The 26,625-nt window shown below is 55.8% G+C and carries 28 protein-coding genes, 1 tRNA gene and 1 pseudogene; 20 read left to right on the forward strand and 10 right to left on the reverse strand.

The genetic code is table 11. The annotated features are described in order from the left end of the window. Positions 1 to 79: 79 nt before the first annotated feature. Complete coding sequence (locus PSR62_RS24650; protein WP_274405611.1) at positions 80 to 571, reverse strand: hypothetical protein; 492 nt, start codon at positions 569 to 571, stop codon at positions 80 to 82. A 4-nt stretch (positions 572 to 575) separates the two neighbouring features. Beyond that, positions 576 to 1,142: a hypothetical protein gene (locus PSR62_RS24655; protein WP_274405612.1), complete on the reverse strand. Its 567-nt coding sequence runs from the start codon at positions 1,140 to 1,142 to the stop codon at positions 576 to 578. 147 nt (positions 1,143 to 1,289) lie between these two features. On the opposite strand from PSR62_RS24655, the gene PSR62_RS24660 reads away from it, so the two are divergent. Both PSR62_RS24660 and PSR62_RS24665 read left to right on the forward strand, forming a co-directional pair. Beyond that, positions 1,290 to 3,395 carry a GNAT family N-acetyltransferase gene (locus PSR62_RS24660; protein WP_274405613.1) on the forward strand — a complete coding sequence of 702 codons (2,106 nt, stop codon included), beginning with the start codon at positions 1,290 to 1,292 and terminating at the stop codon, positions 3,393 to 3,395. Positions 3,396 to 3,400: 5 nt separating this feature from the next. Continuing rightward, entirely contained in the window at positions 3,401 to 3,838 is a 438-nt protein-coding gene (locus PSR62_RS24665; RefSeq protein ID WP_274405614.1) for an ASCH domain-containing protein, read from the forward strand. A gap of 25 nt (positions 3,839 to 3,863) precedes the next feature. Here the strand turns inward: PSR62_RS24665 and PSR62_RS24670 are convergent, their stop codons facing one another. Together PSR62_RS24670 and PSR62_RS24675 are read right to left on the reverse strand one after the other, a co-directional pair. Beyond that, the gene (locus tag PSR62_RS24670) at positions 3,864 to 4,274 is read right to left on the reverse strand and encodes a hypothetical protein (RefSeq protein WP_274405615.1); all 411 of its coding nucleotides are present in this window, start codon (positions 4,272 to 4,274) and stop codon (positions 3,864 to 3,866) included. Between the two features lie 320 nt (positions 4,275 to 4,594). Further along, complete coding sequence (locus PSR62_RS24675; RefSeq protein WP_274405616.1) at positions 4,595 to 4,735, reverse strand: hypothetical protein; 141 nt, start codon at positions 4,733 to 4,735, stop codon at positions 4,595 to 4,597. Positions 4,736 to 4,913: 178 nt separating this feature from the next. On the opposite strand from PSR62_RS24675, the gene PSR62_RS24680 reads away from it, so the two are divergent. Next, positions 4,914 to 8,684, forward strand: coding sequence for a DEAD/DEAH box helicase family protein (locus PSR62_RS24680; RefSeq protein WP_274405617.1), 3,771 nt, complete (start codon positions 4,914 to 4,916; stop codon positions 8,682 to 8,684). Next, on the forward strand, positions 8,684 to 9,148 hold the full coding sequence (locus PSR62_RS24685; protein ID WP_274405618.1) for a DUF6884 domain-containing protein: 465 nt from the start codon (positions 8,684 to 8,686) through the stop codon (positions 9,146 to 9,148). Before PSR62_RS24680 ends, PSR62_RS24685 begins: the two co-directional genes overlap by 1 nt. A 785-nt stretch (positions 9,149 to 9,933) precedes the next feature. On the opposite strand, the gene PSR62_RS24690 is transcribed toward PSR62_RS24685, so the two are convergent. Genes PSR62_RS24690 through PSR62_RS24700 form a run of 3 tightly spaced genes read right to left on the reverse strand, consistent with a single transcriptional unit; the run spans position 9,934 to position 10,980 of the window. Continuing rightward, complete coding sequence (locus PSR62_RS24690) at positions 9,934 to 10,251, reverse strand: cupin domain-containing protein (protein WP_274405619.1); 318 nt, start codon at positions 10,249 to 10,251, stop codon at positions 9,934 to 9,936. Continuing rightward, complete coding sequence (locus PSR62_RS24695; RefSeq protein WP_274405620.1) at positions 10,248 to 10,505, reverse strand: YwiC-like family protein; 258 nt, start codon at positions 10,503 to 10,505, stop codon at positions 10,248 to 10,250. Before PSR62_RS24695 ends, PSR62_RS24690 begins: the two co-directional genes overlap by 4 nt. A 1-nt stretch (position 10,506) precedes the next feature. After that, positions 10,507 to 10,980, reverse strand: a complete 474-nt coding sequence (locus PSR62_RS24700; RefSeq protein WP_274405621.1) for a hypothetical protein — start codon at positions 10,978 to 10,980, stop codon at positions 10,507 to 10,509. 86 nt (positions 10,981 to 11,066) lie between these two features. On the opposite strand from PSR62_RS24700, the gene PSR62_RS24705 reads away from it, so the two are divergent. The 3 genes from PSR62_RS24705 to PSR62_RS24715 are packed head-to-tail and all read left to right on the forward strand — an operon-like array spanning position 11,067 to position 12,837. Further along, a complete protein-coding gene (locus PSR62_RS24705; RefSeq protein WP_274405622.1) occupies positions 11,067 to 11,345 on the forward strand; it encodes a transposase in 279 nt (92 codons plus the stop codon). A gap of 48 nt (positions 11,346 to 11,393) precedes the next feature. Next, complete coding sequence (locus tag PSR62_RS24710) at positions 11,394 to 12,422, forward strand: HipA domain-containing protein (RefSeq protein ID WP_274405623.1); 1,029 nt, start codon at positions 11,394 to 11,396, stop codon at positions 12,420 to 12,422. Between the two features lie 7 nt (positions 12,423 to 12,429). Beyond that, positions 12,430 to 12,837 carry a hypothetical protein gene (locus PSR62_RS24715; RefSeq protein ID WP_274405624.1) on the forward strand — a complete coding sequence of 136 codons (408 nt, stop codon included), beginning with the start codon at positions 12,430 to 12,432 and terminating at the stop codon, positions 12,835 to 12,837. Between the two features lie 94 nt (positions 12,838 to 12,931). On the opposite strand, the gene PSR62_RS24720 is transcribed toward PSR62_RS24715, so the two are convergent. After that, positions 12,932 to 14,029: a PDDEXK nuclease domain-containing protein gene (locus tag PSR62_RS24720; protein WP_274405626.1), complete on the reverse strand. Its 1,098-nt coding sequence runs from the start codon at positions 14,027 to 14,029 to the stop codon at positions 12,932 to 12,934. 510 nt (positions 14,030 to 14,539) lie between these two features. Here PSR62_RS24720 and PSR62_RS24725 point away from each other — a divergent pair. From PSR62_RS24725 to PSR62_RS25855, 3 genes are all read left to right on the forward strand, one after another. Then, positions 14,540 to 14,767, forward strand: coding sequence for a hypothetical protein (locus PSR62_RS24725; RefSeq protein ID WP_274405627.1), 228 nt, complete (start codon positions 14,540 to 14,542; stop codon positions 14,765 to 14,767). An 897-nt stretch (positions 14,768 to 15,664) separates the two neighbouring features. Then, positions 15,665 to 17,614 (forward strand): hypothetical protein, encoded by a 1,950-nt coding sequence (locus PSR62_RS24730; RefSeq protein WP_274405628.1) that lies wholly within the window; start codon positions 15,665 to 15,667, stop codon positions 17,612 to 17,614. 188 nt (positions 17,615 to 17,802) lie between these two features. Then, entirely contained in the window at positions 17,803 to 17,994 is a 192-nt protein-coding gene (locus PSR62_RS25855) for a helix-turn-helix domain-containing protein (protein WP_443217467.1), read from the forward strand. A gap of 107 nt (positions 17,995 to 18,101) precedes the next feature. Here the strand turns inward: PSR62_RS25855 and PSR62_RS24735 are convergent, their stop codons facing one another. Continuing rightward, positions 18,102 to 18,368 carry a hypothetical protein gene (locus PSR62_RS24735; RefSeq protein ID WP_274405629.1) on the reverse strand — a complete coding sequence of 89 codons (267 nt, stop codon included), beginning with the start codon at positions 18,366 to 18,368 and terminating at the stop codon, positions 18,102 to 18,104. A 76-nt stretch (positions 18,369 to 18,444) separates the two neighbouring features. Between PSR62_RS24735 and PSR62_RS24740 the strand changes: the two genes are divergently transcribed. From PSR62_RS24740 to PSR62_RS24775, 8 genes and pseudogenes are all read left to right on the forward strand, one after another. After that, positions 18,445 to 19,020 (forward strand): hypothetical protein, encoded by a 576-nt coding sequence (locus PSR62_RS24740; RefSeq protein ID WP_007339761.1) that lies wholly within the window; start codon positions 18,445 to 18,447, stop codon positions 19,018 to 19,020. Further along, positions 19,020 to 19,988 carry a DNA primase small subunit domain-containing protein gene (locus PSR62_RS24745; RefSeq protein WP_274405630.1) on the forward strand — a complete coding sequence of 323 codons (969 nt, stop codon included), beginning with the start codon at positions 19,020 to 19,022 and terminating at the stop codon, positions 19,986 to 19,988. Before PSR62_RS24740 ends, PSR62_RS24745 begins: the two co-directional genes overlap by 1 nt. Positions 19,989 to 20,020: 32 nt before the next feature. Beyond that, positions 20,021 to 20,905 carry a DnaB-like helicase C-terminal domain-containing protein gene (locus PSR62_RS24750; RefSeq protein WP_274405631.1) on the forward strand — a complete coding sequence of 295 codons (885 nt, stop codon included), beginning with the start codon at positions 20,021 to 20,023 and terminating at the stop codon, positions 20,903 to 20,905. Further along, positions 20,902 to 21,234, forward strand: a complete 333-nt coding sequence (locus PSR62_RS24755) for a helix-turn-helix domain-containing protein (protein ID WP_274405632.1) — start codon at positions 20,902 to 20,904, stop codon at positions 21,232 to 21,234. The genes PSR62_RS24750 and PSR62_RS24755 overlap by 4 nt, the downstream gene beginning before the upstream one ends. Positions 21,235 to 21,477: 243 nt before the next feature. Continuing rightward, a complete protein-coding gene (locus tag PSR62_RS24760) occupies positions 21,478 to 21,678 on the forward strand; it encodes a hypothetical protein (protein ID WP_274405633.1) in 201 nt (66 codons plus the stop codon). Positions 21,679 to 21,710: 32 nt separating this feature from the next. After that, positions 21,711 to 22,079 carry a helix-turn-helix domain-containing protein gene (locus PSR62_RS24765; protein WP_274405634.1) on the forward strand — a complete coding sequence of 123 codons (369 nt, stop codon included), beginning with the start codon at positions 21,711 to 21,713 and terminating at the stop codon, positions 22,077 to 22,079. Beyond that, positions 22,079 to 22,690 carry an ImmA/IrrE family metallo-endopeptidase gene (locus tag PSR62_RS24770; protein ID WP_274405635.1) on the forward strand — a complete coding sequence of 204 codons (612 nt, stop codon included), beginning with the start codon at positions 22,079 to 22,081 and terminating at the stop codon, positions 22,688 to 22,690. The genes PSR62_RS24765 and PSR62_RS24770 overlap by 1 nt, the downstream gene beginning before the upstream one ends. 799 nt (positions 22,691 to 23,489) lie before the next feature. After that, positions 23,490 to 23,951, forward strand: a pseudogene (locus tag PSR62_RS24775) (tyrosine-type recombinase/integrase); the annotation flags it as partial. Between the two features lie 313 nt (positions 23,952 to 24,264). On the opposite strand, the gene PSR62_RS24780 reads toward PSR62_RS24775, so the two are convergent. Next, a tRNA-Val gene (locus PSR62_RS24780) sits at positions 24,265 to 24,338 on the reverse strand. A 520-nt stretch (positions 24,339 to 24,858) separates the two neighbouring features. Between PSR62_RS24780 and infC the strand changes: the two genes are divergently transcribed. Both infC and PSR62_RS24790 read left to right on the forward strand, forming a co-directional pair. After that, positions 24,859 to 25,389: a translation initiation factor IF-3 gene (gene infC, locus PSR62_RS24785; RefSeq protein WP_047814130.1), complete on the forward strand. Its 531-nt coding sequence runs from the start codon at positions 24,859 to 24,861 to the stop codon at positions 25,387 to 25,389. Between the two features lie 257 nt (positions 25,390 to 25,646). After that, positions 25,647 to 26,609 (forward strand): phosphoribosylaminoimidazolesuccinocarboxamide synthase, encoded by a 963-nt coding sequence (locus tag PSR62_RS24790; RefSeq protein WP_274405636.1) that lies wholly within the window; start codon positions 25,647 to 25,649, stop codon positions 26,607 to 26,609. The last annotated feature ends 16 nt before the right edge of the window (positions 26,610 to 26,625 follow it).

The following is a 26,625-nucleotide window of genomic DNA, read 5'->3' on the forward strand; positions in this document are numbered from 1 at the left end:
TGGCTCCCCACCAATCCCAGCGTGCTCTTCAACTCTTTCTCGCGTCCTCGGGGGTCGTCGATAATATCATGTCCCATTATCAGCAGATGCTGTGTAAAAAGTTAGCGAATTCCCAGAGTTGGCGTTTTTGCGAGGGCAGGAGACCTTCAGGGTCAAAGTGCATCACTTCATTTCGGGCGATACGGATTTCTTCCAATCTCGCTATAAAAATATTGCGTTCAACGTTGATCGACAGTCGGTCCCAGTTCGCCGGATTTTCGAGTAGTCGTCGGTATTGTCCGAAGGTCAAATCGGTCACGTCGTTGATCTCGCGATCATCGTCCTTCTTGACTGAGCGGATGTCCTCTTGCGTGAAGTGATTTGCAATTAAACTTCGCAGGAACCGCTCAATCTCGCCGACGAGCAAGTAAGGCTTTGCGAGTTCGTAGAACGACTTTGCGACATCATAGGCCGTGATGATCCCGGACATTTCGCGTTTCTGGTTGCGGACCAACACGCATCCGTACTTCAAGACACGATCCACGGCCTCGAACATGGAATCACTTTGTTCGATGATCTGCGGCTGCATCATGCAGTTAGTAGCAAGCTCGGCTGGCTCGCTGGATGCGTTTGCTTGAGCAATGCTCTTCCAGCTCCCCACGCCTCGAACCTCGCATCACGGGAATCTGATCGATATCTTTCAACAGCATCGTCATCGTGGCTTGCGAGATCGTGTCATCAGGAAGCACCGAGACAACCGCTTTTGGTGCGTATGCAAAGTGGCTGCCCCGAAACGTTGGGTTATCGATGATGCTCAAGGTAACCGGCGCAGCGATTTCCTCGGGAGGCTCGTACTCCTCAATCTCTTCGGTTAGCTCAGTCTTCGGGGGATCCGTTTCCAATTCGTCGACCTTGTCTTCCGAATCGTGATCGCCGCCTGCCAGGCGAACGAAGTAAACTTGATTGTCTAAGAACTCGTCTTGGATGTCTGGCTCGGTTCGGAGCCGGACCGACTCTAACGCCTCACTGATTTGCTTCACGACGTGCTCACGCCGACGCGAATATCCAAACCAGCCGAGAAGCGTCCGTACCTTCGCACGCCGCTTCTTGCTTTGACCAACAACATCGTTGGCGATTTCCTGAAGTGGATCGGGAATCGTCAAATGGCTGCTCCGTAGGTATTTCGGTCAATAATGGTAACGGATTTATTTGCGGAGTTGCACCTGGATCGCCGTTCAACAGCGGCGCTGCGTCTCCATCTGCCTAGCAATACAATGCAGATCTCAGAACAGATAAATGGTTAGAGGAACATGAATATTGACCCCGCATTGGCCAGCGTCGAGAAGGTTGCGACGATCAAGCAACTTGACGCTGTCAAAGAAATCCACCGCGAACACAAGTCGATTCTTGGCCAAATGCCCGACGGGGCGTTTGACGATCGGTTTGCGAACGGTCAGATCTACCTTGCAAATATTGAAAACGCGGCTGCTGGATACGTACTCTTCTGGCGAAACCGTTCTGATGAGATTCGGATTGCACATCTTGCTGTCCGGAAGTCTTGCCAGCGGCTTGGCGTCGCGAACGCACTGCTAGATCATTTAAAACAGAATCATTCGACGTGCAGTCGGATTCGACTGAACTGCAGGTCTGATTTCGCAGCTGCCCAGATTTGGCCCAAGCTCGATTTTGTAGCGTGCGGTCGGAAACCTGCAAAGCAACCAGGGAAAGAACTGACGATCTTTCAGTACCGACTCGATGATACGCCACTGTTTGATATTTGCGAAGATGCCCCCCATCTACCCGTAGTCGTGTGCGATACAAACGTCTGCATGGACATCGAGTACTCAGAGCGAGATAACCATGAGTCGTCCTCCGGTTTGCTGGCCGACTGGCTCGTCGATCAAATTGAATTGCGAGTTACCGAAGAAATCCTGAATGATCTAGATCGCCAAGACCAGTTAACTCGAAGCCGGATGACATCCGTCGTTCAAGCGGACTGGGACCAGGTTGATGCGGATCCCGACGAGGTCAGAAGGTATCGGGCGATCGTTCGTGAAGTACTCGGCAAAGCTGAACGCGAAGACGATCTATCCGACGAAAAGCACTTGGCCATTGCGGCGGCGGTTAAGGCTGCCGCTTTTGCAACTCGAGATCGCCGGATTCTGAACGCTGCCCCCGAGCTACTCGAAAAAATTGGCTTGCGGGTCCAACGTCCGTCGGAAATCATCGCGGAGCTGGATTCGCTACAGTCCTCGGGAAAGCCTCACTTTGGCGATTTGAAAAACGCTGGGATTTTCAGGACGCAAGTCACGTCGGTCGGCGATGTCGATGCAGAACAGTTCTTGAAGTCGACCAGAGGTGAGACCATCGGTGAATTCCGTCGCTACCTTGATGATGCGTTGGCGGCTCCGAAGACCTACCGTGTCGACTCCATCAAAAACGGCGACGGAGAGCAACTTGCTTTCATTGTCGTCCGACGGTCGAAGGAAAGCGAGCACCGCGTTGAGCGGCTGCGAATTGCCCACCGTTGCGAAGGGACCAGGTTGGGCGGAGCCTTGGTTGAACATCTGGCCGAACGACCGCTGGGTTGCACATGGAGCAATGCGGCCGTCTGTCGTAAGTCCACGGCAACTGTCATCGAGGATCCAGTGCTTTCCGGTGATCTCGCTCGATCGTGTTTCCACCGGGGATTTTCATACCAAGATGGTGAGCTGATTAGGATCTCGATGCCCGGAACGTGGACGCACGCTGAATTCGAAGCCCAGCTTGACCAACTGCTGGCACGAAACGCTATCCAGCAGTCATTGGCGAGTCGGCTTCGCACCTTGGCCGCTCTCAGTGACCCAGCTGCGATTCGCGAACTCGAACAACGAATTCACCCCGGAAAAGTGACTTTCGGTGATTTATCAAACTGGATTGTCCCGATACAGCCGGAATGGGCGCAGGAGCTATTTGATATCCGGATTTGGAATCGCCCACTTTTTGCAGCCGAGACGAACTTGGCCATCAACCCCGATTCGGTTTACTACAAACGGCCAAGGAACAGCCCCACGGGTGAATATGGTCGAATCTTGTGGTATGTAAGCGGAGACGCCGAAAAAGGCGGAAATTCGATCCGAGCGTGCAGCATGATGACCAAACGTGTCACGGGACCGATCAAAGATGTCTATCGACAATACGAACGGATGGGGGTTTTCGAGTGGAAGCAGATCAAAGAGCACTTTGGAAAGGCCACCAGCGAAGCGGTCGCAATCGAATTCACTGATACCGAACTGCTTCCGCATCCGATCAACTTCACTCGTGCGAACCAGATCCTCGTGCAGACTGGAATGAAAGCCAACCAGTTTCAATCAGCTCTACGGATCACGGCTCCCACCTTTCACCAACTCTACGACGAACTCACGAAAGCCAACTAGCCTCGATGCTCTTTCTCTCGATCCACCCCGAATACGTCCAAGCGATCCTGGAAGGTCGCAAGACGGTCGAACTTCGCAAGCGGCGTCCGCGTGCAGAAGTGGGGTCGACGGTCGTGATCTATGCAACGATGCCCCAGTGCGAAGTTGTCGCGACCGCGATCGTCGAGCGTATTCAGTCCGCAGAGCCAGCGAAACTTTGGCGGCAAGTACGCGACACCGCTGCAGTGAGCAAGCAGGCCTACGAAAGGTACTTTGCGGACACAGAAACAGCGGTCGGAATCCACCTTCGCCACGTCCAACGATTCGTTGAGCCGATTCCGCTGGGTGATCTTCGTAAGAGCTGGGAAGGTTTCCACCCGCCCCAGCAATTCCGCTACCTAACAAGTTGCCAGCAGAATTTCATCAGTTTGAGGCATACAGAAAACTGCACGCCGTCTAGCTAGTCAGATCCTTGGTCCGACACTAGAGCTAAAGAGATTCCAAGGCGGAATCGAGCGATAAACGAAGCTGACGAATGATTTCAAAGGCACCTGTAGCTTCTTTAGTGTACAGCGGCGTAACTCCAGCGTGAGACGCAGGTTTAAGAATGCGGTCCTTGATCTTCTTGACCTCATCAAAGAGCTGAGCTGCATTTCGCTGCTTCCTCGCTGCAGCTGACAGCAACTCGAACATGCTGGTGTGAAGATTGGCACGGGCACCGACAAGCTTCGCGATAACCTTGCCCTTCTCATGATTATTCGCTGCGGTCACCTTTGCTGGGTCGATTTTCTCGTCGGAAACCAATTGCTCAAATTCTTCGAGCGAGTACTCTCCTTGAAGCAACGCAACAAACTCTTTGTTGGCCTGCAAAAGAAGCAATCCCCTCGGTTCAGAAATCATACTTGCGAGCGATTTAAACTTTCAACGCTCAATTATGAAGCCATGATTTCTCTTGTCGTTTGCTGCCGCAAGAAACCCCGCCAATATTTATTCAGCACACTTTCTTAATCTACGCTCGAGCACTCGATACAACAAGCAGACCTGAACATCGACTTGCTTGGTAAGGAACATGGATATTTGAGTCAGCAAGCTCTGCAAGCAGTCGCCAGTAAATCTTGATTTTCGTCGGTTCGCCCAAATACGACCCGCGTTTGAATTGCCATTCGGCAAAGCAAGCCAATAGTACTGCATTCAAAACTTATCTAATTCACGGACCGACTCTATATCCTTTGTTTTTCGCGGCCAAACAAGAACGCTTGCTGATAGCCAGCCGCGTCGAGGTTGGATCGAAGTTTGTCCGCTGCCGTCCAAAGTTTCTTGTCGAGATCCTTGAGGAACTTCTGGCCATCCGCCTCTGACATGGGCTTGATTCATTCAATGGATTGACGAACACGCATTGCCACATGACTCCCTCATGTGGTTGCAAACTGAAGCCCGCCATCCTATTGTGCCAGGGACCACCAAACAAGCAGGCAGGGGGTCTGCCACGCTCCGATAGGTGAGCTCACTGGATCGACACGACACACGTTTGAGGAACGCATGGATCGCTCTCCGTTTCTGAGTGTCGACAAAAAGGATTGGATCGCGGCGAACGAATTGGCGTTCGCCTTCCATGATCGTTTTCCGGTGACACGTGGCCATGCGCTGGTGGTGACTCGCCGCGTGGTGCCGACTTGGTTTGAGGCCTCGCCAGAAGAACAAGCTGCGCTGATGGGCTTGGTCAACGTGGTCAAGCAACGGCTGGACGAAACGCTGGATCCCAAGCCCACTGGATACAACGTCGGTTTCAACTGCGGCGAAACCGCTGGTCAAACCGTCATGCATGTTCACGTTCATGTGATCCCTCGCTATCGCGGCGATGTGCCGGATCCACGTGGCGGTGTTCGATACGTGATTCCCGAGAAAGCGAACTACCTGGTCGATGAGACACCGGCCCAGACAGCGCAAGCGGAGGCCGGCAACGCGACGAACGCTCCACGCTTGGAACTGTTGACCGGGTATCCGGATTCGACGTTGTGGGAACGACTCTCGGACCGGATGGCGGATGCGAGGAAAGTCGACGTGCTGGCTTCGTTTGTCCAGCCTTCCGGCCTCGCGGTGATCGAAGGTCGGCTGTTCGAAACGTTGCAGCGAGACGCCGCCGTTCGAATCCTGGTCAGCGATTACCTGTACATCTCGCATCCGAAAGCTTTGGCTCGGTTGCTCGCGTGGCAGGACACGGTTGGCGACGACGAAGCCTTGCGTGGCGAGCTGCGGGCGCGGCTGGTGAAACATAAGTCGCTTTCGCGGGGACCAGATTCATTCCATCCCAAGGCGTGGCGAATCATGGATGACCACGGTTCGTTGGTGGCGGTTGGCAGCAGCAACCTGTCGAAGGCCGCATTGGAAACGGGTGTCGAATGGAATCTGATCTGTTCCAGCCGAGGACACGTTGGCGTGCCCGACGATTTCGTCGAGGCGTTTGATGAGCTATGGCAGTCCGCGGAACCGCTGACGGTTGATCTGGTGGAGCAGTATCGGCTGGATGCGAAAGCGTATCGCAAGGAACACTTCGAACCCCAGAGCATCGACCAGACAACGATTCCTGAGCCTCGGCCTTGGCAGGCGGCGGCGCTGGGGTCTCTCGCCAAGCTGCGTGCCGAAGGTTTCGCCAAGGCGTTGATCTCAGTGGCCACCGGGATGGGGAAGACTTGGTTGGCTGCCTTTGATGTGCGGCAAGTCGGGGAGACACTCACACGACGCCCGCGGGTGCTGGTGATTGCACACCGCTCGCACATTTTGTCGCAAGCCGAAGGTGTTCTGTCCCAACTGCTGGACGACGCGTTCGAGGATGGCGATTCGCTGGCGGCGCAAACGTCATGGTATGTCGGCTCCCGTAGTGAACTGGACGGTGAGTTGGTGGTTGCCTCGATTCAAAAACTCGCTCGCCCCGAGGGCCTGAAGCGTCTGGCGAACGAGCGTTTCGACTACGTGATCATCGATGAAGTTCATCACGCAGAAGCACCCACATACCGCCGTGTGCTGGCAAAGCTGGACGCAGATTTCGTGCTGGGTTTGACCGCGACTCCCGAACGCACCGATGGTGTCGATGTGGTCAGCATCTTCGATGACAACTTGGCCTATCACGCCTCCATTGGCACGGGCATCGAAGAGGGAGCGTTGGTTCCGTTCCACTACGTTGGCATTCGAGACACGGTGGACTTCGAACAAGTCCCGTGGCGCAACGGCCGGTTCGATCCCGATGAGCTGGAACAACGCGTCGCGACGAGCGAGCGGATGGAACGATTGTGGCAAGCAATCAACGAGCATCCCGGTGAGCGAACGATTGTCTTTTGTTGCTCTCGGCGTCATGCCAAGTTCGCGCGTGATTGGCTGCGCGCGAAAGGCGTCCGCTCAGCAGCGGTGTTCTCAGGCGGAGGCGGTGACAGCTACGGACAATCGCTGGAACAGTTGCGTGATGGCTCGCTGGAAACCCTGTGCGTGGTCGACATGTTCAACGAGGGGCTGGATGTCCCAGCGGTGGATCGCGTTGTGATGCTGCGGCCCACGGAATCGAAGGTTGTCTTCCTTCAGCAGCTCGGCCGTGGATTGCGAGCCAGCATGGGCAAGACACGGTTGTTGGTGATCGATTTCGTCGGCAACCACCGCTTGTTCGCTCAACGAATGCTGCACCTCTTGTCGCTGGGGAACCACACGGCTCAGTGGGGTGATTTGAGGAATTGGATCCAGGGTTCACCTCCGGAGTTGCCCGAAGGTTGCTTGCTGGATGTTGAACTGGAAGCACAGGATCTGTTGAAACAGTTCCTCCCCACGGGAGCCGCCGCCGGGGTCGAGGCGTATCGCGGGCTGCGTGATGAACTGGGGCGTCGCCCGGCTCCATCGGAATTGGTCACTCGCGGGTACATCCCAGGAACGATCAGTCGCAGTGCAGGCAGCTGGTTTGCTTTCGCGGCTGACGAAGGCGACCTGAATGACGACGAACAGCAAACGCTTGGCTTGTTCGGAAATTGGTTCAAGACGGTGGAGACGACCAACCTGAACAAGTCGTACAAGATGGTGGTGCTTCGCGTGTTGCTGGATCAATCATCGTTCTTTGATCCAGTCGACTTGCCAGAGTTTGCCAAACGCTGCCGGACTCACATGCTGGAACACCCCGTTCTCCGGCAAGACCTGCTGGAGGGCAAGCACGCGATCGATCATCGCCATGCGAGCGACGCGGAGTGGATGACATGGTGGATCAAGTGGCCGATTGATCGATGGCTGGACAACCAAAACGGCTCGCGTTGGTTCAAGCGGACGGGCGACCAAATGCGGTTGGCAATCGATTGCCCGACCGAACTGCGTGGTTCCCTGGAATCCATGACGGAAGAGTTGGTGGAAGGACGTTTGGCTCGGTACATCCAATCGAAACGCTTGGCGGAGTCGCCTGAGTCAACGCATTCGTTCTCGGGAAAGGTTTCTCACGCAAATGGAAAGCCGATTCTTTTCATTCCGACGGTGGAGAAAGAACCGGGGCGACCGGTGGGCCCGACCGAAGTGCAGCTGCCCAGTGGTGATGGGTGGACGTTCAAGTTTGTAAAAGTCGCCTGCAACGTCGCACATCCCCAGGGTGAAAAGAAGAATCGTTTACCGGAACTGCTTCGGCAGTGGTTTGGGGATGACGCGGGGTTGCCGGGCACAGACTTTCGCGTGCATTTCAAACGGCATGAGGGGCATTGGCAGGTGGAGCCGGCCGGCGTCCAAGACGTGGTTGCTGCTGCAACCGAACGCCAAATCACAGAGCCGATTGCAGAACCGGAAAATCCGGAATGGGTGATCGAGCCGTCGGTCAAAGACTCTGCCAAATATGCCAGCCACGTCCCGGCGGTTGACTTGGTTGCCGCGGCCGGAGGCTTCGGGCCGGAAGGTGTTCCCGAAGAGATTGGCTGGATCGAGGTTGCCGACCGCAAGCTATCACGAGGGATGTTCGCCGCACGGGTGATCGGTCACTCCATGGAGCCTCGAATCACCAGTGGAAGCCTGTGTCTGTTTCGTCCCTGCCCAGCCGGTTCGCGGCAGAATCGTTTGGTACTCGTTCAACTGAACACCCATGCCGATCCGGTGGACGGAGGACGCTACACAGTGAAGCGATACCACTCCACCAAACGCGCCGACGAAGACGGTTGGCAGCACCAAGCCATCGAGCTGCAGCCCCTCAACCCCGAGTTTTCGGCAATCCAAATTGACGAGGAATCGGCGACGGACCTTCGGGTGCTGGGGGAATTTGTTGAGATCTTGCACGAATCAAAACCAGATGACGAGAGCCACTGATGACGAAGACAACACTCGTGATCGTTCCGTGCGGCAGCAGCAAGGTTTGGTCAAAGAATCCCTTGGCGGGGCCGACGATCGCTCGCGATGCTTACGTGGGATCGCCGTTCAAGGTCAATCGTCGGTACGCGGAATGTGTCGGCGATCAATGGCTCATCCTCAGTGCGAAGCACGGTTTCATTGCCCCGGACTTCGTCTTGCCAGGCCCCTACGAAGTCACTTTCAAAACAAAGTCGTCAGGGCCGATTGATTTGAACACGCTGTCGCAACAAGCCCTCGACCATGGGTTGGCAAAGTTCCACACCGTGATCGGTTTGGGCGGGAAGGAATATCGCCACGCGATTGAAACCGTGTTCGAAGGGTCGGAAGTGGAACTGCAGTTCCCGTTCGCTGGCCTGCCGATTGGCAAAGCGATGCAGGCGGCCAAGCGGGCGGCTGAGAAAGCGATTGCGGGCACTGGGTGATCCGGCCAGCAGACCGGGGACCGAAGCAGCCCGCCCCCAGCGCCGACGCTGGCTGGCAGACGTTTCTTTCGTGACCAGGGGCACGGATCATTCACCCACGCGACAGCTCCCGTGCGAATCATTTGAGCGGTTTGATTCGGATTCAGCACAACGTGATCGTTGCCGGCGAGGGTGCCCTGGCAGCTCGCAGTTCCAGAAACCTCCTGTATCGTTGTCGAATGGGATGCTCGGGATCAAGCTCGGCGAGTTGCCGCCGAAATTCGCCCCTCACTTCTTGGGCAACCTGTGTGTCATCGCGTGACCGCTCCCTTGCCGCGCTTCTGCGAAAATGCTGCGAGAAGAGGAAACCACCAACCAACACGGTGAGGGCGGAAGCGGCAAGAATCGGTTTTCTCATGATTGAATCGGCGAAATGTCCACAGGTCAGAAATCGAAAGCTTTCTCCCAAGAACCCGTGCCTTCCCACGTGCAGCGCCGTTCCACTGATCCGGAAGTCATCCGAGCAATTTCCTCCGCAACCATGCGGACACGAAGACACCGAACTCGGAGCAGGGCGGTGTCTGGTGCGCAGAGGCTCGGTTTCGTCATTCGGTTTGAAGCGGACTGCGGCGATCGGACAGGATGTGAATGAACGCATCACCATTGGTTGGTGACTCTCCCATGGACCGGTGATCACTCAGAACGGCCGCTGACGTGATCGAGCCGTGTCACCGAACCAACCCTGCCACCAATCATCCAGCCGCAGATGCCTGTTGTGATCAAGGCCGTTCGCTGCAGGGCTTGTCTCAGTTCGCTTTCGTTACCAGCATGATGGAATCTTCGATCGCCGTCAGGCTGTGCAGTTCTTCGGGAGGCAGGAACAGCATCGTCCCCGGCGTCATGGTTTGAGTCTCGCCCATGGTCGTGAACTCAACCTTCCCGGCCACGCACTGGACCGTGATGTCCTTGGCGGCCTTGTGCTCAGGGATCGCTTTGCCGGCCGGCAGCACCAATCGCATCACGTTCATTGGTCCGGTTTGGACCAGCAGTTTCGGCTTGGGCTGGCCGTCGGTGGTGACATCATGCAGGTCGATCAATTGGCCGGCGGGAGTCGTGTTGGTCATCTCAAGTGCTTTCTGAAAGAGGGATCATCATCCAAATGGCCGTGGCGACAGTGCCAGCGACCAAGGTCCAACGGTTCATGAGCCAGAAAACCAGCCCCGGAAGCGGCGGCGACACAAAGTCCGCCCCAAGTGAGCCCAGCGACGATCAAGGACGTGATCAGCGGAATTGCAAGGATCGCGTAGGCACCATGTTCCTTGGGTTTCAACTTCGCCGCCGGTTCAGCAGACAGCCGTTTGGTCGCATCGAATGCCATGCTACTCATGGAACGAACGCCAGATTCGTGAAGGTGCCATCACCATGAAGCCCGGCAGGGCTGGCAAACAAGCTCGCATGCCCGAGCCAGCTCGCAACACATCAGCATCGAACGGTGCCCACACGACTTCCTGCACCGGATGTGAGCGGGCTGGATGTGAGCGGGCCGGGTTGCTGACACGGATGCTGGACGGGTAAACACGCGAAATCTCCTTGACGATCGAACCATCCGCCCATCCTAACGAAACCTGCACACACAGGGGTACAATATCAAAGAAGATTTCCCCGTGGCGAAAAGTCACACCGGCAAGGCAGACGGCTTGGCTGGAGAGGTGTCGCTTCCCGCTGCCACCCTTGTCGCTGGCGACGAGAATCCCGCACTGCATTTGAACTCGCGTCGAAGCAGGTCGGCAGGAATGATCGGGTGCAACGATGTGAGCCGTTTGGGCGTTCGCCCCGGTTGCACGTGGGAGCAACGACGCTACCCAAAACATTCCAAATGATGAAAGCCCCCTGCCGAACTGCTTCGTCGTTCCTCCGTCAGTCAGACTCAACGCAGGACATGCCTCTTATCCAAGCATTGGAGCGAATTGCTGCAGACATGCTTCCTCTCAGCGGCCTAATCGTACGCCGGGAATACGAGTACACACCCAAGCATTGCAGTTGGCTCAATCAAATCGAAATCTGGTTGGGGACTCTGCGGAAGAAACTGACACGCTACGGATCGTTCTGTTCGTTGGACGACTTGCAAGATCGCATTCTTCGTTTCATCGAAGACTACAATCGCACCACGGCCAAACCATATCGATGGACAAGCGATGGTAGACTGCTGTGCAAATAGTAAGCCTGCGACGCTCATTCAGTGTCAACTCGAACATCGAGCACTAGCGTGAACCACATCGAAGTGCCGGTGATCATTAACAAGAGTGGAATGTCCGTCAACGCGAATCGTTTCTGTCCAAATTTGAAGTCGCGAGATTGGATCGCAATCGACGAGGCCATGACGGGTGATGCTCCCAAAGACTTCCTGGCTGTTTATGAATACGGTGCTGGAAGTTGCCGGCGGGCCAACCGACGAACGTGGCCACGATACATCGCGAAAGTTGGTCACAAATGGTATCCCAATGAATCCGTGACGGAGCACCTCATCACCCGAATCGGACAAGCAATCGGCATGGAGATTGCCGAGTCTCGCTTAGCTCACGTGAAAGGACAGCTTCGCTTCCTCAGTCGATACTTTCTGAGTAGTCAAGAGTATCTCCTGCACGGAGCCGATCTTTTTGCTTCCTATCTTCAGGATCATGGCCGCGAATTCGTCGAAGCAGTCGAGAACGAGAACAAAGCACCGGAGTACTTCGACTACGACTTCGCGGTAGACTCGATCAAAGCGATGGTTCCCCAGTCGGCAGACGAGGTTCGGTGCGGGTTCAATCGGATGCTGGCATTTGATGCGTTAGTGGGTAACAACGATCGTCATTTCTTCAACTGGGCAGTAATCTGCCACCCGGAAAGTCATCACCCCCCCCGTTTCAGCCCAATTTACGACACCGCCCGAGCCTTGTTTTGGAACCACACCGAGGAAAAACTGTCTAAGATGAACTTGGACGGGCGTCGTCCCGAAGACGTGTTGCGAAAGTACTGCCGCAATTCAAGTTCCAAGATTGGCGTCGCCGGAGTCGGTCGGGTCAACCATTTCCAGTTGCTCGAATCCATCTTTGATCGTTCACCGGAAATGATCACACAATTCAATATTTTGAACGGCATCGACCGTGAGCCGGTTGATTTGGTAGGAGAGATCTTGAGGGAAGAATTCCGCAATTTGGTATCGCCTTTGCGACGATCTTGGATTTGCCGATTAGTGGAGTACCGCACCGAGCAGTTTCGTCGCGTTCTAGCCGGAGAGACAACCGATGTTTAATAAGTTCATGCGAATGTTTCGTGGCGTTTCAAGTGGCCATGGCGTATCCGACGATCGGTCTGCTGACGCGGTGTTTTTGCTGTGCATGGGTGAACTGCCAATGCTAATCTTGTCGCGGGATGCGACCGGCTGGTCGCTTCGCTACACCGACGAGTTCAAGACGCAGGATCGCGTCTCACCCCTGGTGCCATTTCCTGATGTGGAAAAGGTCTACCGGTCCAAGGAGATCTGGCCGTTCTTTGCCGTGCGGATTCCCAGCATTGCCCGTCCGGAAATTCAACGAACGGTTCGCAGCGAGCAACTGGACTACTCCGACGTCGCCGCGATGTTGTCTCGTTTCGGAAAGCGAAGCATCGCTGACCCATTCGAGCTGCGCCCTCAACCCGTTGGCGGACGACGCGTTGCGGCTATGTGATCAGAGAAGAGTATTGCTTTGGGACCGTTGGGAATTGCAGTGAGTGGATGCAAACGACGATTCACTCGCGTCAGCCATTTCGTCAGAAGTGACGTCAGTCGTCAGCTTTCCCCAACTCCGCTTCAATCTGCTCGATCGTTGGCAACGACGATCGCAAGTCGTCAGGCAGGTGTTCTGTGATCTGGTACTCGCTGACGCCGATGGGTTTGGTGAGGTCGCGGAGAGAGTACTCGACTTTGATGTCGCTTTTACTTTTGCAGATCAGGATTCCGAGCGTGGGGCCGTCGGCTTCGGTGCGGACTTGGCTGTCGACGGCTGAGATGTAGAAGTTCATTTTGCCCGCGTACTCGGGCTTGAACTTGTCGACCTTCAGCTCGATGACGACATAGCAGTGCAGCTTCAAGTGATAGAACAGCAGGTCGATGCTGTACTCATCGCCATCGACGTTGAGCTTGTATTGCCGACCGACGAAGGCGAAGCCCGCACCAAGTTCAAGCAAGAACTTGGTCAATTGGTCCATCAGGCCGTCTTCGAGCTCCCGTTCGTTGTGTCGCTCTGTCAGCGTCAGGAAATCGAAGTTGTACGGATCGCGGAGCAGTTGCCGAGCGAGGTCGCTTTCAGGTTCGGGCAACGTGGCGTCGAAATTGTCGATTGCCTTGCCTTCTCGCAGGTGCAAGCCGGATTCGATCTGGTGGGTCAGAACAGCTCGCGACCAATTGTTCTCGATCGTTTTCTGCACGTAGAAAAGGGCGTCGGCAGGATCGCTGAGCTTTTCCATTATTCGCAGGTTGTGCCCCCAGGGAATTTTCGCCGCAAGCTGTGCCGCACCCTCCGGCAAAGAGGCAACAAGCTGTTGCCCTGTTGGGATGTTCAATTGGGCAACAGCTTGTTGCCCAATTGCAGGGATGCCAGTCCAGAACTGAACCCACTGACGCATGTACTTGAGGTTTCGGTGCGAAAACCCTTTCATCTCGGGGAACTCGGAAGACAGGTCTTTGCCCATTTGCTTCAGGAACCCATCTCCCCACTTGGCCGTTTCCTGCCGCTCGATGATCTGTTCGCCCAGGAACCAATAAAGCTCCAGCATCGCGTAATTGACCGCGACGGCGGCTTTGATCTGCGATCCCTGAATCTGGCTTTTGATCGAAACGATCCAATCGCGATATTCCTTGTCGTTGGTTAGCTCGCTCATCTGGCGTCCTCTTTGACTTCCTTCTTCGTCGCTCGTTTCTTCGCCATGATGGTTTGCTTCCTGCCTGTGCCTCGTGGCGGGAACGGATGAACCTTTTCTTAGGGGGCACTCCGGCTCAAGCCACCGGCATGCGTGATCCGTTTACGCACTTCCGCACGCCCCACGCTCATTCTGCAGGCATTTTAGTGGATTGGGCGGGGTTGGTTAGCGGTCGACTGGGGGGGCTGAAAATGTCATCCACTGGCAATCCGAAAAGCGTGAACGCTTCCGAAGCTGACCGAACCGGCAAAGCAGGGGAAACGAAAGCGGAAGCACCCCCGCGAACGGTTGCACCCCTGGTTGCACCTGATGCAGTCCGAGAGGGTCAAAACGGTCCGTTTCTGTCCCTTCCTGACCAAACTGCGGACGATCGAGCCGAGCCGACCGAACACGAAAAAACCCCGCAAAACACAGGGTTTTGCGGGGTTTTCGATGATGGGCGATACAGAACTCGAATCTGTGACCTCCACGATGTCAACGTCCGAGCAGATTGCGAAAAAACCCCAAAAAACCATAGCGAATCGCGGTGCTGCGGAACGCTTGCACCAATGCTTGCACCAGATTGAAAAGTGCGACGAACGTTCGGTCGCTTCGGTGTTGGTCGATGCCGTGGCTCGGGCGTTGGGGTCGGATGCGGTCGAACGGTTGCTGACGGTGCTGGACGAACAAGCCGAAGCGGTCGCCAATCGGAACGACTGAATCGGCGGGGCGTACGAACTCTCTCTCGACAGTCTGGGCTGCTGTATCGCGGTACTGAGCCGTGAACGCTGGGGAGGACCCAAAGGGCGTAGGTACTACTTGTGCAAGCCGACACGGCGATGCCAAAGGGAACCGCCGCGATACGGAACAGATTGGACAGACACCGCTGCGGGTCCTTCCCTGGATGAATTGCGAAGGCATCGACCGCTGTGCTGCTGAAATCTTGCACAGCCACCGAGCAAACAAGCATCACCACCACCCCCTGCCGTCATTGGGTCCCTCTGAGCGTTTCGATTCGGTTGCGGTAGAATTCAGCCCAGGGACCGCTGAACACAGTCCGTCCGGTCAATGTTCACGGGGGTCAGGGGGGCGATGCGCGGTGGCGGGTCCTTCCGAATGGGGTGGCCTGTCGGTGCGGGTCAATCTCCGAACGCTTCTCGCTGGCATCGACGCAGAAAAACTAGACCCTCCCCCTCCTCCTTTCGTCGAATGCAGGGGGGGGGCGGTCGAAAACTCAAGCCAACGCTTTCCACATGCCGCTTCCCCAGGCGTGCGCATTCTGTGGCAAAAAACAAGGTTTTGGCGGCCAACCGAATGCAGGGGGGGGGCCGCTGATTTCTGACGCTGAATCGACAGCGACCTATCGCCCCCCGAATCCGCCGGCGCATGCAGCAAAATGATTGAATTGCCGTTCGGGGTAGGTTCTGGCAAAATCACCACAGTGGGTCTGGTCGCCCACTCACTCTGCCGGTGCCTGACCCGCGCCAGCATCACACGGTAAGCGTTCGACGGAACGCTGCACGATTCCAACGGTCGACGCATGTTCTCTGCGTCGACCGTTCGGGATCGGCCTTCCCTGGATGGAGAACAGTGTTGAGTTATCGAAGTCTGTGTCGTATGGCGGATGAGGAATTCGCGTTACTGATTGCCGATTCCAAAACAGTAACCGAGCAATTTGCAACAGTCCTAGCCAATTGTTTCGTGCGTAGCGTCAACGTAATTTTCGCTGCTCAAAGCGGGAACAGCGAAGAGTTTATACGCAACGCTTGCTTCCTCCAACGTGGACGCAAGCAATTGAAGAAACTGCAATCCAAAGAACTTTGGGACCGATGGCCGAAGTCAAAAACACCAGTAGCGTTTGGGCAGTACTTCCGAACAGCACGGTCCGCCGCAGCGGTTGCATACAGGTTCGTTGAAGGGCAATTTGCAGAAATTGAGTTTGCAAGACTGACCGCATTCCCAAACGACTGCATCGACGAACGAGCCACTGGCGACCTAGCAGCATGGTCGACCGCCTTCACAGCCCAGGCTAAATCCCAGCGACGCGACCTTTTCGACTGGAAACCGTGGGCCCTTCACCAAGACCGGGACATCCTGTGCGCAAAAATTGAGACCGAGTGGGAAGAATGCGAGGCTGCTATGTCACATCCAACAGAACAACTGACGGGTTCGAACCTGAGCGATGCAATCGACGCGGCCTATCTCGCTGCGGGAGAACTTGCGGTGACGATGATGCAAGTGTCGTTGTTTCAGCATCGCCAAATCACGATGCTGCTTGCGACACCTGAAACCGACGACGAACAGCAAGACCAAGAATTGAGAGCGGGGCATGTTGCAAACTTTCGCCTTGACCTTGGGAAGGCGCAGGATGATTTGGTTTCTTTGCTACAAACGCTGGAACAACAACACCGAGACTTCATTCCCAAATTCATGCCTTTGTCCGACTTACTGGACTACAGCCGAAAAGACCTTGCCGAACTACCAAAGGTGCAACTCGCAAACACGGAAAGCATCGACATACGTGGCCCGATGAACGACCTTGCTTTCCACCTGGAAGGATGGGGCAAACAGATGAAGCATTGCCTACGGTTTGGCGATGCTTGCGATGCACGGTCCGCTGAGAACGTTCGGTGCATCAAGCTTGCGAAATCATGCCCCTACAACGAAGACGCTCACACAGCGTTGCAGCAACGAATTGCAGACGAAAAGTCGCGGGTGATGCAAAACTGCTTGCCGTTCCTCCAATACAAAGGCAAGCCACAATCGAGCGAGACGAACAGAACGACAGAAACGGTCAAAATTCACATCGACGATACGGTGCGGAAGTTCCGCAACATTTGCGACCGTCTGAACGAATTCTGTCGTCGGCTGAAACATCCGGAGAGATTTGATTTTCAATCATTCCAGGCAATGGCGGCGATACTGCAAAGCCTTCAAGAAGAACTGCGATTGGATGCGACTTGCAAGGTATTGATTGTGAACCCGCCTCGCACCGTTCGCGTTCAACTGACCGATGCTTACGCCAGTATTCGCAAGTTGCGCTACATCGAGTTTGATGACCGCGGCATTGTTGACAACGAAGAACTCTCATTTGAATTGAATGAAGTATTCCAGGCGGCATTCCTTTGGTACCAAGCAAAACTTGAATCGGCTGAAACATTCAGAAATGAACGAATCAGATCAAAGCCCCCTGGGAAAAGCCAACCCCCACTCAACACAACGGCAACGCAGTCCGTTGGCGACGCATCGCTCCATGAGGAAGCTCGGCGACTTTTCACGTCAGAGATTAGCAAGCTGAGTAACCCTGAATGGGAACGCATTGATCGACAGATGATAGGCAGAGCGAAAAATGACGGTTGCGCACCAAGAGGGGAACCTATTTTCTTCGAGTCTTTGGGCGGAGTCTTATTTCAACAGAAACGCACCTACGTGTTCATCGAAAAGCCACGTTCAAAAACTGACCTTCGTCCGACATTCAGAGCGTTGTGTGCGTCACAGTCAGAAAAAATCGGCAAAAAAGTTGCGTCAGTACTGCAACAGAAAGTCACGCCAGTTCCCAAAAAATAGCGTCACAACCACCGTCACAGATTGGATTGTGACGCTTTAAGTAGCGGTTTTGACTGCGTTTAATCCCACACGTCCAGCAGGCACGGTGCCTGACACGGACGGAACAGGATTACGCTTTCAAAAGGTAAGACGTGAACACTTCTCAAACGGTCGCTTCCGCCATTCAGGACGGCAAGCGACGGGCGATGATGTCGGTCGACGATGTCGCGAATGAACTTGGTTGTTCATCCCGACACGTCCGAAGGTTGATTGACCGCGGGAAACTTCCGCGCCCCATTCGGCTCGGGTCATTGGTCCGCATTCTTCGAGCTGACTTTGACCACTGGTTGCAAGCTGGCTGCCCCAACCTCGGTTCTGCATCGAGGGGGCGGCGGTCATGATTCAGCAAGAATTATTCGATGCGGGGGTATCGGTTTGCTCCCTCTTTGTTGGCTCCCCTTTCGAGATGCGGAGCATTGGCGACCGCAACCGCGCTGCACAGTTGGCGCTACTGACGGTGCTGCTGAAAAGCCGAAGCGGCCAAGCCACCACCGACGACATCGTTCGGGATCGGAACAGGCGACACGACGGTGACGGGAAATGGCTCGGGCCGAAAATCAGCGAATTGTCCCGCGATGGATTGATTCGCCAGTGTGGAGCCAAACGTAGCGACCGCAAAACGCGAAAAGGCGGTTCGGTTTGGACCTGGGAAATTGTCGACCGCCAAGCGGTCATTCTGAAAGTGAAGCGGCTGCGTCGGTCGCTCTCTTTCCATCAAAAAACCGATTCAACCGCGGCAACGGCTGAATCGGCTTCGAAAACGTCAACCACAAAGCAAGGGGAAACAAGCAATGGGCAAACTGTCTGACATTCTACGCGAACAGGGTTCGCTCGACACGATTAAATCGGCCTGGGATTCGACCGCCGCGGCGGGGGACTTCGATTGCTTGCCGAAGGGCGAGTACATCGCAGACATCGTGAAAGGCGATGCCATCGAGTCGAGAACGAAAGGGACCCCCGGTTATCGACTGACGTTCGAAGTCGCGGAAGGGGAACACGCTGGTTCGCGGTTCTGGCATGAATGCTGGTTCACCGAAGCGGCGATGTCTCGCACCAAACGCGACTTGGAAAAGCTGGGCGTCTCGGACTTGCAACAATTGGAACGACCGTTGCCGGCGGTGTTCCGTTGCAACGTCAAGCTGAGTATCCGCCGCGATGACGACGGCAACGAATCCAACCGGGTGCGGCGGTTCGATGTCATGGAAGTGATTCAACCAACACCGGACGCATTCGCGCCGGAATCCGAACCGATGACCGCCGCGGCGGGTGATTCGGGGAACGGTGACGATGGCGGCGCGACGGTGAATGATTTGTTCGACGATGCCGCGAACGATGACGACGACCAAAGTGAAAGGGAGTCGGCATAGTGAACACTGCGATGCCGCTCGGGTATCGCATTGTCGGACCGTGTAGCCGCGAACGCAAAGTCGTCCAGTACGACCGAGCGTTCGCGGCCTACGCGGCCTGCGATGACCTGGCACAAATTGATTCGGAAGGGTTCCTATCGCCTTTCCAATACGACAACGAAATTTTGACCCGTCGCATCGACACGGCGGGAACCTTGGATGTCCGCGGTTTTGATGGCGGATGCTGGTCGCGGTTCATTTGGTTCGACATCGACCGTGAAGGCGACATTGATTCAGCAACACAGGATGCGCGGCGACTGGCGATGATGCTGGTCGAACGCTATCGCATCGACGAATCCGATCTGCTGCTGTTCTTCTCGGGCTCCAAAGGGTTCCACATCGGTTTGCCGACATCGTTGTTCGGTGCGGAACCGTCCATCGAATTCGGTTCGATTGTTCGGAAGTTGGCGGAAGGGTTGACCGCTTCGGTTCGTGTCGTCATTGACCCGTCCGTCTACGGCAAGGTGCAACCGCTTCGGGCACCGAACAGCCGACACGGCAAGACAGGGCGTCACAAACGCATCCTGACGTTCGACGAATTGATGCATCGCAAACCGAGCTCCATCGTGACGGCATCGGCTGAGCCGCTGGAATTTGATTTGCCAACTGAACCGGACATCGACCAACGAGCGGTCGACGACTGGCACGCCGCGGTCGCAGCGATGAAACGCAAAGCCGAAGCGGTGAAAGTCATCGCGGCGGACCGTTCGGAACTGAACCGTTCGACACTGGAATTCATCCAAGACGGCGCGGACCAAGGCGACCGGCATCGGTTGCTGTATTCCGCCGCGGCCAACCTTGCCGAATTCGGTTGTCCAACACGTTTGGCTCATGCGTTGTTGACCGAGGCGGCATTGGATAGCGGGCTGACGCCAACCGATGTTCGTCGTGCAATCGACAACGCATTGTCGAAAGGTGGTGCGGCATGACGGGGCGGCAATCATATGTCCGGTGCGACCGATTGTTCGATGACTGGCACGATGATGTCTTGCACGGCAAACCGCCGCGGCGGTTCCACATCGGCGACGGTTTGGACCACATCCGATTTGGTCCTGGAATGGTCGCATTGCTGGGCGGTTCACCTGGGATGGGCAAGACGGCATTTGTCATGCAGTCCGTTGTCACAGCAATGTCTGCTGACGATTCGTTGCGGGTTTGCGTGGCGAATGTCGAGATGCCACCGGAACGGCTGTTAGAACGGCAACTGAGCCGCCTGAGCGATGTTTCATTGACTGACATTCAGGACCGGACGTTGAACGACCGACAGCGTGAACGCTTGTCGGATGCATTCGACACGCTGGACGACATCGCGGACCGTTTGGTGTTTGTTCGTTCGCCAATGTCGCTCGAAAACGTGGCGGACGCTGCGGATTCCATCGACGTGGATTTGATCGTGTTGGACTACATCCAACGGATTCGGCCTGTCGGCAAGCATGACGACAAACGGGGGTCGGTCGATGCGACGATGGATTCGATTCGTCGGTTTGCCAATGCAGGGTGCTGCGTCATTGCGTTGTCCGCGGTGGGACGTTCGAAGGATGCCAAGGGACGTTCCAGCTACTCGGGCGACGGTTTGTCGCTGGCATCGTTTCGGGAGTCATCCGAACTCGAATACGGCGCGGACGATGCCTATCTGATTGTCCCTGCGAAGAACTCGGACGACGACGCGGACGATGGTGTGGTGGACGTTGAACTACGTCAACTGAAATCACGCTATGGCAAGCCGACCGACATCGAACTGACGTTCGACCGAACACGGCAACGGTTCGAACTGACCGAACCGCCGATGTCAGAAGAACACCAACGACTGCGGGATTCCATCGCAGGATTGTGGGGTGATGAATGACACGACCAAAACGCAAGCCGAAGCGACAAACGGCTGACCGCTTCGCGGTGTTGAATGCGTTCGTCGACTTCTCGCTGCGTGAACTGACGCGACCTGATTTGGCGGTTTGGATGGTGCTGTATCGCGACACCCGAAACGGAGTCGCCAAGACAGGGCAGACCGACATCGCCAAGCGAGCAGGAATCAGCGAACGAACCGTTCGTCGCTCCATCAAGCGACTGTGCGATGTCGGGCTGCTGCTGGTTGTTCATCGCGGCGGGATTCGCTCGGGACCATCGTCCTATCGAGTGTTCCCAATGTCACAGGCTCGATTCGAGTCACTTCCCTAACCGGACGCTGCGGGTCGGTTTCTGCGGTCACAGCTATGTCCGCATTAACCGGACGCTGCGGGTCAAAACAAGCGGACACAGCTATGTCCTCTATCCCATAAAGGGACCATAAGGGTTTGCCCCTTTTGGTCCGCTGGACAGGGGCAAACCAACAACGAACGGCGGACACGATGACGAACGCACCCACCACCACCGATTTGCAATCGCTCTGGATGCAACCAGCGACGATGCAATTCCAACCAGATGTCGACGAAGGCAAGCGGCGATGCAATCACGCTGACCGCTCTGCGTGGGTCGATTCGAAGGACGGTTCGCGGCACGGGTGGATTCGGACAACGTGTTCGCGATGCGGCGGATTTGTCGGCTATCGGCCAAGATTTTAACAATCCAAACAAACGCCAAAATGATCGAACTCGAATTGCCTTTGCTATCGCTGTGTTGTAAAGTAAATACAACAACCCATCGGAGAGCAAGAAATGACACAATTTGGAAAACTGTTGAAACAGTACCGCCTAGCTGGCGGATGGTCACTGCGGGAATTTTGCAGCCTAAACGGATTTGATGCCGGAAATTACAGCAAGCTGGAACGCGGCCGGTTCGCTGCGCCGGACTCGGACGAACGGGTCCAAGCCTACGCGACCGCGCTAGGATTGAAGGAAGGCGGGGACGAATGGTTCACGCTATTTGACGCCGCTGCTGCTGAACGTGGACGGTTGCCTGCCGATCTTTTGACCGACGCCGAAACCATTGAGAAATTACCTGCGTTGTTCCGAACAATTCGCAGCGAACAACAGACCGGCGGAATAGACCTGAACGAACTAGTTGAGAGGATTCGCAAAAGCTGATGGAAGTTCCGTATTTGTCCTATGACCAACTAAAAACCGAAGCGGCTCGGGTGCGATCCCAGAGCAAGTATGCCAACCAGTTTCCGGTGGCTATCGAAATCATCGTAGAACGCGATTACGAAATGGACGTCGTTCCAATTCGCGGTTTGCAAACGGCTTTCAACATCGATGCGTTCATCTCTCAGGACATGCAGACGATCTCTGTAGATGAATTTGTCTTGGAGAATCGCCTCAATCGATATCGGTTCACGTTGGCTCATGAACTCGGGCACCGGGTTTTGCACAGCGACATTTTGCAAACCATGAAATTTGATTCGATTGACGATTGGAAGTCGCAGCTTACGGAATTCCCCGAACGCGAATACGGATTTTTGGAATACCAAGCCAACACGTTTGCGAATTGCTTACTGGTTCCGGCAGATGAACTGGACCGTCGGTTTGTTCAGGCGATTGACCAAATCAAAACTGCCGGACTGAACCCTGCCGACTATCCCAATGAATGTTTGGACTCGATTGCTACGGGACTCGGCAAGCAATTTGAAGTTAGCCGGGATGCGATTCTGAACCGGCTGACAAATAAGCAGGAAGATTTTGAATCACGACTTCGCTGAACCGGGATGAATCACGATGGCAACGCTTTTCAAGAAGCAATACACGAAACCGATTCCCGACGGCGCACAAATTATCGCTCGGACGGTGAAAGGCGAATCCAAACGATTCGCTCAATGGACCGACCGCCGCGGCAAGAAGCGAACCGCGGAACTGACCGCCAACGGCAAACGAATCAAAGCCGAAGCGACCACCTGGACCGCGAAGTACCGAGACGGGGAAGGCCTGGTTTGCGAAGTCGCGACAGGATGTCGGCAGAAGGACGCAGCGAATGCTGTACTGGCTGACCTGCTGAAACGCGCTGAACACGTTAAATCGAACATTCTGTCCCCTGAACAGGACCGCATCGCGGATCATGCCGCGGTGCCGATCACAGAACACATCGAGGCGTTTTTGGAATACCAACGACGCAAGGGAACGCACCCCGACCGAGTCCAGCACTACGCCACGAAGCTGAACGAAACCGCGGCAACCTGCCATTTCAGGACGTTGCGTGATTTGTCGGTCGACCGCCTGGAAAGCTGGCTGGGCGAACAACGCACCAACGAACGCGACATGGGGGCGGCGGTTTACAACGGCTATCGCGAATCCTGGCTCGCATTCGGCAATTGGTGCATCGGCAAACGAGTCAACGGAAAGCAAACGCATTTCAACGGTGAAAAGCGGTTGCTGACCAATCCGTTCGATGGAATGGCAAAGCTGGACGAAGAAGCAGAGCGACGACGGCGGGCGAGGGCATTGACCGACGACGAACTGACGCGGCTGCTGGACGCGGCGCGACGCAGACCGCTGGAACATGCGATGACGGTTTACCGAGGACCGAACAAAGGCAAGCTGCTGGCGAAGGTTCCCGACGAACGAAAGGAAAAGCTGATTGCGTTGGGGAACGAACGGGCGTTGATTTACAAAACCGCCGTCCTGACGGGGCTGCGACTGAATGAACTGCGAACACTGGAATGCCGCGATTTGTCGCTGGGCGATTTGGGGTTCATCCGGTTACGACATTCCAACGAGAAAAGCCGCAAAGGTTCAACGCTGCCGGTCCGGTCCGATTTGGTCGCGGAACTGCGGGACTGGATTGCGGACAAGCAACCCGGCGACCGGGTATTCGTCGTTCCCGATGGGCTGCTGCGGATCATGGACCGCGATTTGAAAGCGGCGGGCATCCCCAAGAAGGACGCGGACGGCTGCGTGGTTCACGTTCATGCGTTGCGACATTCGTTCGCCTCGCACCTGTCGAAAGCGGGCGTTGCCCCTCGCATCGCCCAAGCTGCAATGCGACATAGCAACATCCGTTTGACGATGGGGACGTACACCGACGAACGATTGCTGGACACAGCCGAAGCTATCGAGACGCTTTCGATGTTCCGTTCGGCAGATATTCCCAACGAATCAGGGGATTCGGACGACAAAACCGAGCCACGAAAGCTTGCACCAATGCTTGCACCAAATTCAGTCCAGGACAGCAAAAACAGTCCTTTTGAGTCCCTTTCTGACCAATCCGACGACGACGCTGAAAACGGTGCGGACACAAAAAAACCCCGCAAAACACAGGGTTTTGCGGGGTTCTTGGGAGTGGGCGATACAGAACTCGAATCTGTGACCTCCACGATGTCAACGTGGCGCTCTAACCAACTGAGCTAATCGCCCGTCGGGGTCAGGTTCGGATGTGATCCGACTTCCTCGACCCGAGGGTTCCCGCCAGTCTCGCGGGCACTTTGTTAGGAATTCGGCTGTCTGGCGGACAAAATCCAGTGCCGGTGTTCCCCAAGCGGTCGCACAGTTTGCGTCGACCCTGACGGTTCGTCAAGCCTCCCCCAGCACGCAAAATCTGATCCTGGGCGGTTTGCACTCACTCCGACTGATTCCAACCGACCCTCGGAGTCGAAATGCTTTCAAGACTGCAACGGATTGGCGAAAACACAAAGATTTCGCCATTTCGCTGTTGACGGCTGCCGACCCACCCCTGGATACTTTGGCAAATTGGGGTTGACGCGGTTGGAGCGATTTTCAGGAATCCCTCCCCCACTGGTCAGGCTGACTAACCTATGTTTGGGCAGCGGCTTTGATCGGACGGCACGTCCGCCCGCTGCGGTGAGCACACATTCGTTCTCATCCACTTGATTTCCACTTGCGCCGGAACGCCTCCCGGCCGGAGAAGATTGCTTTAGTGGCATTGGCACGCAGAAACGTACAACCGGAAAATCGCGATTCAACTCGCATCAACTCCCAAATCCGCATCACTCCAGTGCGAGTCGTCAGCGAAGAGGGGGAACAGCTTGGAATCATTCCCACCGAACAAGCGCTGGAACGCGCTCGCGACGCGGGGCTGGATTTGGTTGAAGTGGCCCCCGGAGAGCGCCCACCGGTTTGTCGAATCATGGATTACGGCAAATTCAAGTACGACAAAAACAAGAAAAAGAACAGCGGCTCGTCTCATACCAAGACCAAAGAAATCCGCTTGCGGCCCAAAACCGGTGACGAAGACATTCGCACCAAGGTTCGCCAAGCTGAGAAGTTCTTGGAACACAAGGACAAGGTGCAAGTCAGCGTGCTGTTCCGCGGCCGTGAAATGGCCCACATCGAAGAAGGCCGCAAAGTCATGGAACAGGTCATCGAGATCCTGAGCGAAGTGGGCAAGGTGGAAACCAAGCCCCAACAGCACGGTCGTCGAATGATCTGCATGATCGCTCCGAAGTGATTTCGGAAGCTGGCCTGGTTCTTTCCCGCCCCGTGGTCTCTCGCTTCGTCTGGCCACGCCGATTCTGATCGGCGTTGGATGGTGTTGGCGTTTCCACGGGAGGCACGTTTGGACTTGCCGAAAGTCTTGGCGACTTCCGCTACGGCTTGCTGACTTCCGCTACGGCTTGCCGACTTCCGCTACGACTGGAACGCGAACGCGAAACTGGCAGTGGGTGATGCTTGTCGACGCTCGGTCGGTGTGCGAACATCTGCGGCATGAATGACCACTACCAATTCGATGCCACGGGTGCGCTGCTCCGCACCGAACTGCCATTCCCTCGCCGCCAAGGCAAGGTCCGCGACGTGTACGACCTGGGCGATCGATTGCTGATCGTCAGCAGCGATCGGATCAGCGCGTTCGATTACATCTTGCCCACGGGCATCCCCGACAAAGGTCGCTTGCTGACCGCGATGAGCCGGTTCTGGTTCGAGCAAATGGACGCCGGCCGCATCGGCCAGAACACGGATGTCCCGAACGCTGGCGGACCGAACGCCGAGCAATCGATTTCGCATCACTTGATCAGCACCGAGGTCCCGGAAGAGGTCGCCGCCAAAGTCGATCCGAAGCCGTTGGAAGGTCGCATCATGGTGACTCGAAAGGCGTCGGTCGTGCCCTTTGAATGTGTCGTCCGAGGTTACCTCGAAGGCAGCGGTTGGAAAGAGTACCAATCCACCGGCGAAGTCTGCGGTGTGGCTTTGCCAGCCGGACTGAAGCAGTGCGACCAACTCAGCGAACCGATCTTCACCCCCGCGACCAAAGCGGAAGAAGGGCACGACGAGAACGTCTCGTTTGAGGTCATGTGCGAATCGCTGGGCGAGGAACAATCCACTCAACTGCGGCGGATGAGTTTGGCGATCTACCAGGACGCCTTGAAGATCGCGGCCGAACGTGGGCTGCTGATCGCGGACACCAAGTTTGAGTTCGGCATCGTCGATGACCAGCTGATCTTGATCGATGAAGTTTTGACGCCGGACAGTTCGCGGTTCTGGGCCGCCGACGAATACGAACCAGGACACTCGCAGCGATCCTTCGACAAACAGTTCGTTCGCGAATACCTGCAGGCATCGGACTGGGACCGCAACAGCCCTCCGCCGCCGCTGCCGGAATCGATTGCCCGTCAAACCGCAGATCGTTACCGCGAAGGTTACGAACGTTTGACCGGCCAAGCGTTCGCTTGATCGCTGCGTTTCGATC

The organism is Rhodopirellula sp. P2, from assembly GCF_028768465.1.
Classification (GTDB): domain Bacteria; phylum Planctomycetota; class Planctomycetia; order Pirellulales; family Pirellulaceae; genus Rhodopirellula.

Coding starts and splice junctions, on each gene's coding strand:
- PSR62_RS24660 (WP_274405613.1), top strand. CDS start 1,290: ATGAATATTGACCCCGCATTGGCCAGCGTCGAGAAGGTTGCGACGATC.
- PSR62_RS25855 (WP_443217467.1), top strand. CDS start 17,803: ATGTCGGTCGACGATGTCGCGAATGAACTTGGTTGTTCATCCCGACAC.
- PSR62_RS24725 (WP_274405627.1), top strand. CDS start 14,540: ATGTCAACGTCCGAGCAGATTGCGAAAAAACCCCAAAAAACCATAGCG.
- PSR62_RS24665 (WP_274405614.1), top strand. CDS start 3,401: ATGCTCTTTCTCTCGATCCACCCCGAATACGTCCAAGCGATCCTGGAA.
- PSR62_RS24790 (WP_274405636.1), top strand. CDS start 25,647: ATGAATGACCACTACCAATTCGATGCCACGGGTGCGCTGCTCCGCACC.
- PSR62_RS24690 (WP_274405619.1), bottom strand. CDS start 10,251: ATGACCAACACGACTCCCGCCGGCCAATTGATCGACCTGCATGATGTC.
- PSR62_RS24650 (WP_274405611.1), bottom strand. CDS start 571: ATGATGCAGCCGCAGATCATCGAACAAAGTGATTCCATGTTCGAGGCC.
- PSR62_RS24715 (WP_274405624.1), top strand. CDS start 12,430: ATGCGAATGTTTCGTGGCGTTTCAAGTGGCCATGGCGTATCCGACGAT.
- PSR62_RS24720 (WP_274405626.1), bottom strand. CDS start 14,029: ATGAGCGAGCTAACCAACGACAAGGAATATCGCGATTGGATCGTTTCG.
- PSR62_RS24685 (WP_274405618.1), top strand. CDS start 8,684: ATGACGAAGACAACACTCGTGATCGTTCCGTGCGGCAGCAGCAAGGTT.
- PSR62_RS24705 (WP_274405622.1), top strand. CDS start 11,067: ATGCCTCTTATCCAAGCATTGGAGCGAATTGCTGCAGACATGCTTCCT.
- PSR62_RS24730 (WP_274405628.1), top strand. CDS start 15,665: ATGGCGGATGAGGAATTCGCGTTACTGATTGCCGATTCCAAAACAGTA.
- PSR62_RS24670 (WP_274405615.1), bottom strand. CDS start 4,274: ATGATTTCTGAACCGAGGGGATTGCTTCTTTTGCAGGCCAACAAAGAG.
- PSR62_RS24735 (WP_274405629.1), bottom strand. CDS start 18,368: ATGGAAAGAGAGCGACCGACGCAGCCGCTTCACTTTCAGAATGACCGC.
- PSR62_RS24760 (WP_274405633.1), top strand. CDS start 21,478: ATGTCGACGAAGGCAAGCGGCGATGCAATCACGCTGACCGCTCTGCGT.
- PSR62_RS24695 (WP_274405620.1), bottom strand. CDS start 10,505: ATGGCATTCGATGCGACCAAACGGCTGTCTGCTGAACCGGCGGCGAAG.
- PSR62_RS24770 (WP_274405635.1), top strand. CDS start 22,079: ATGGAAGTTCCGTATTTGTCCTATGACCAACTAAAAACCGAAGCGGCT.
- PSR62_RS24675 (WP_274405616.1), bottom strand. CDS start 4,735: ATGTCAGAGGCGGATGGCCAGAAGTTCCTCAAGGATCTCGACAAGAAA.
- PSR62_RS24680 (WP_274405617.1), top strand. CDS start 4,914: ATGGATCGCTCTCCGTTTCTGAGTGTCGACAAAAAGGATTGGATCGCG.
- PSR62_RS24755 (WP_274405632.1), top strand. CDS start 20,902: ATGACACGACCAAAACGCAAGCCGAAGCGACAAACGGCTGACCGCTTC.
- PSR62_RS24765 (WP_274405634.1), top strand. CDS start 21,711: ATGACACAATTTGGAAAACTGTTGAAACAGTACCGCCTAGCTGGCGGA.
- PSR62_RS24740 (WP_007339761.1), top strand. CDS start 18,445: ATGGGCAAACTGTCTGACATTCTACGCGAACAGGGTTCGCTCGACACG.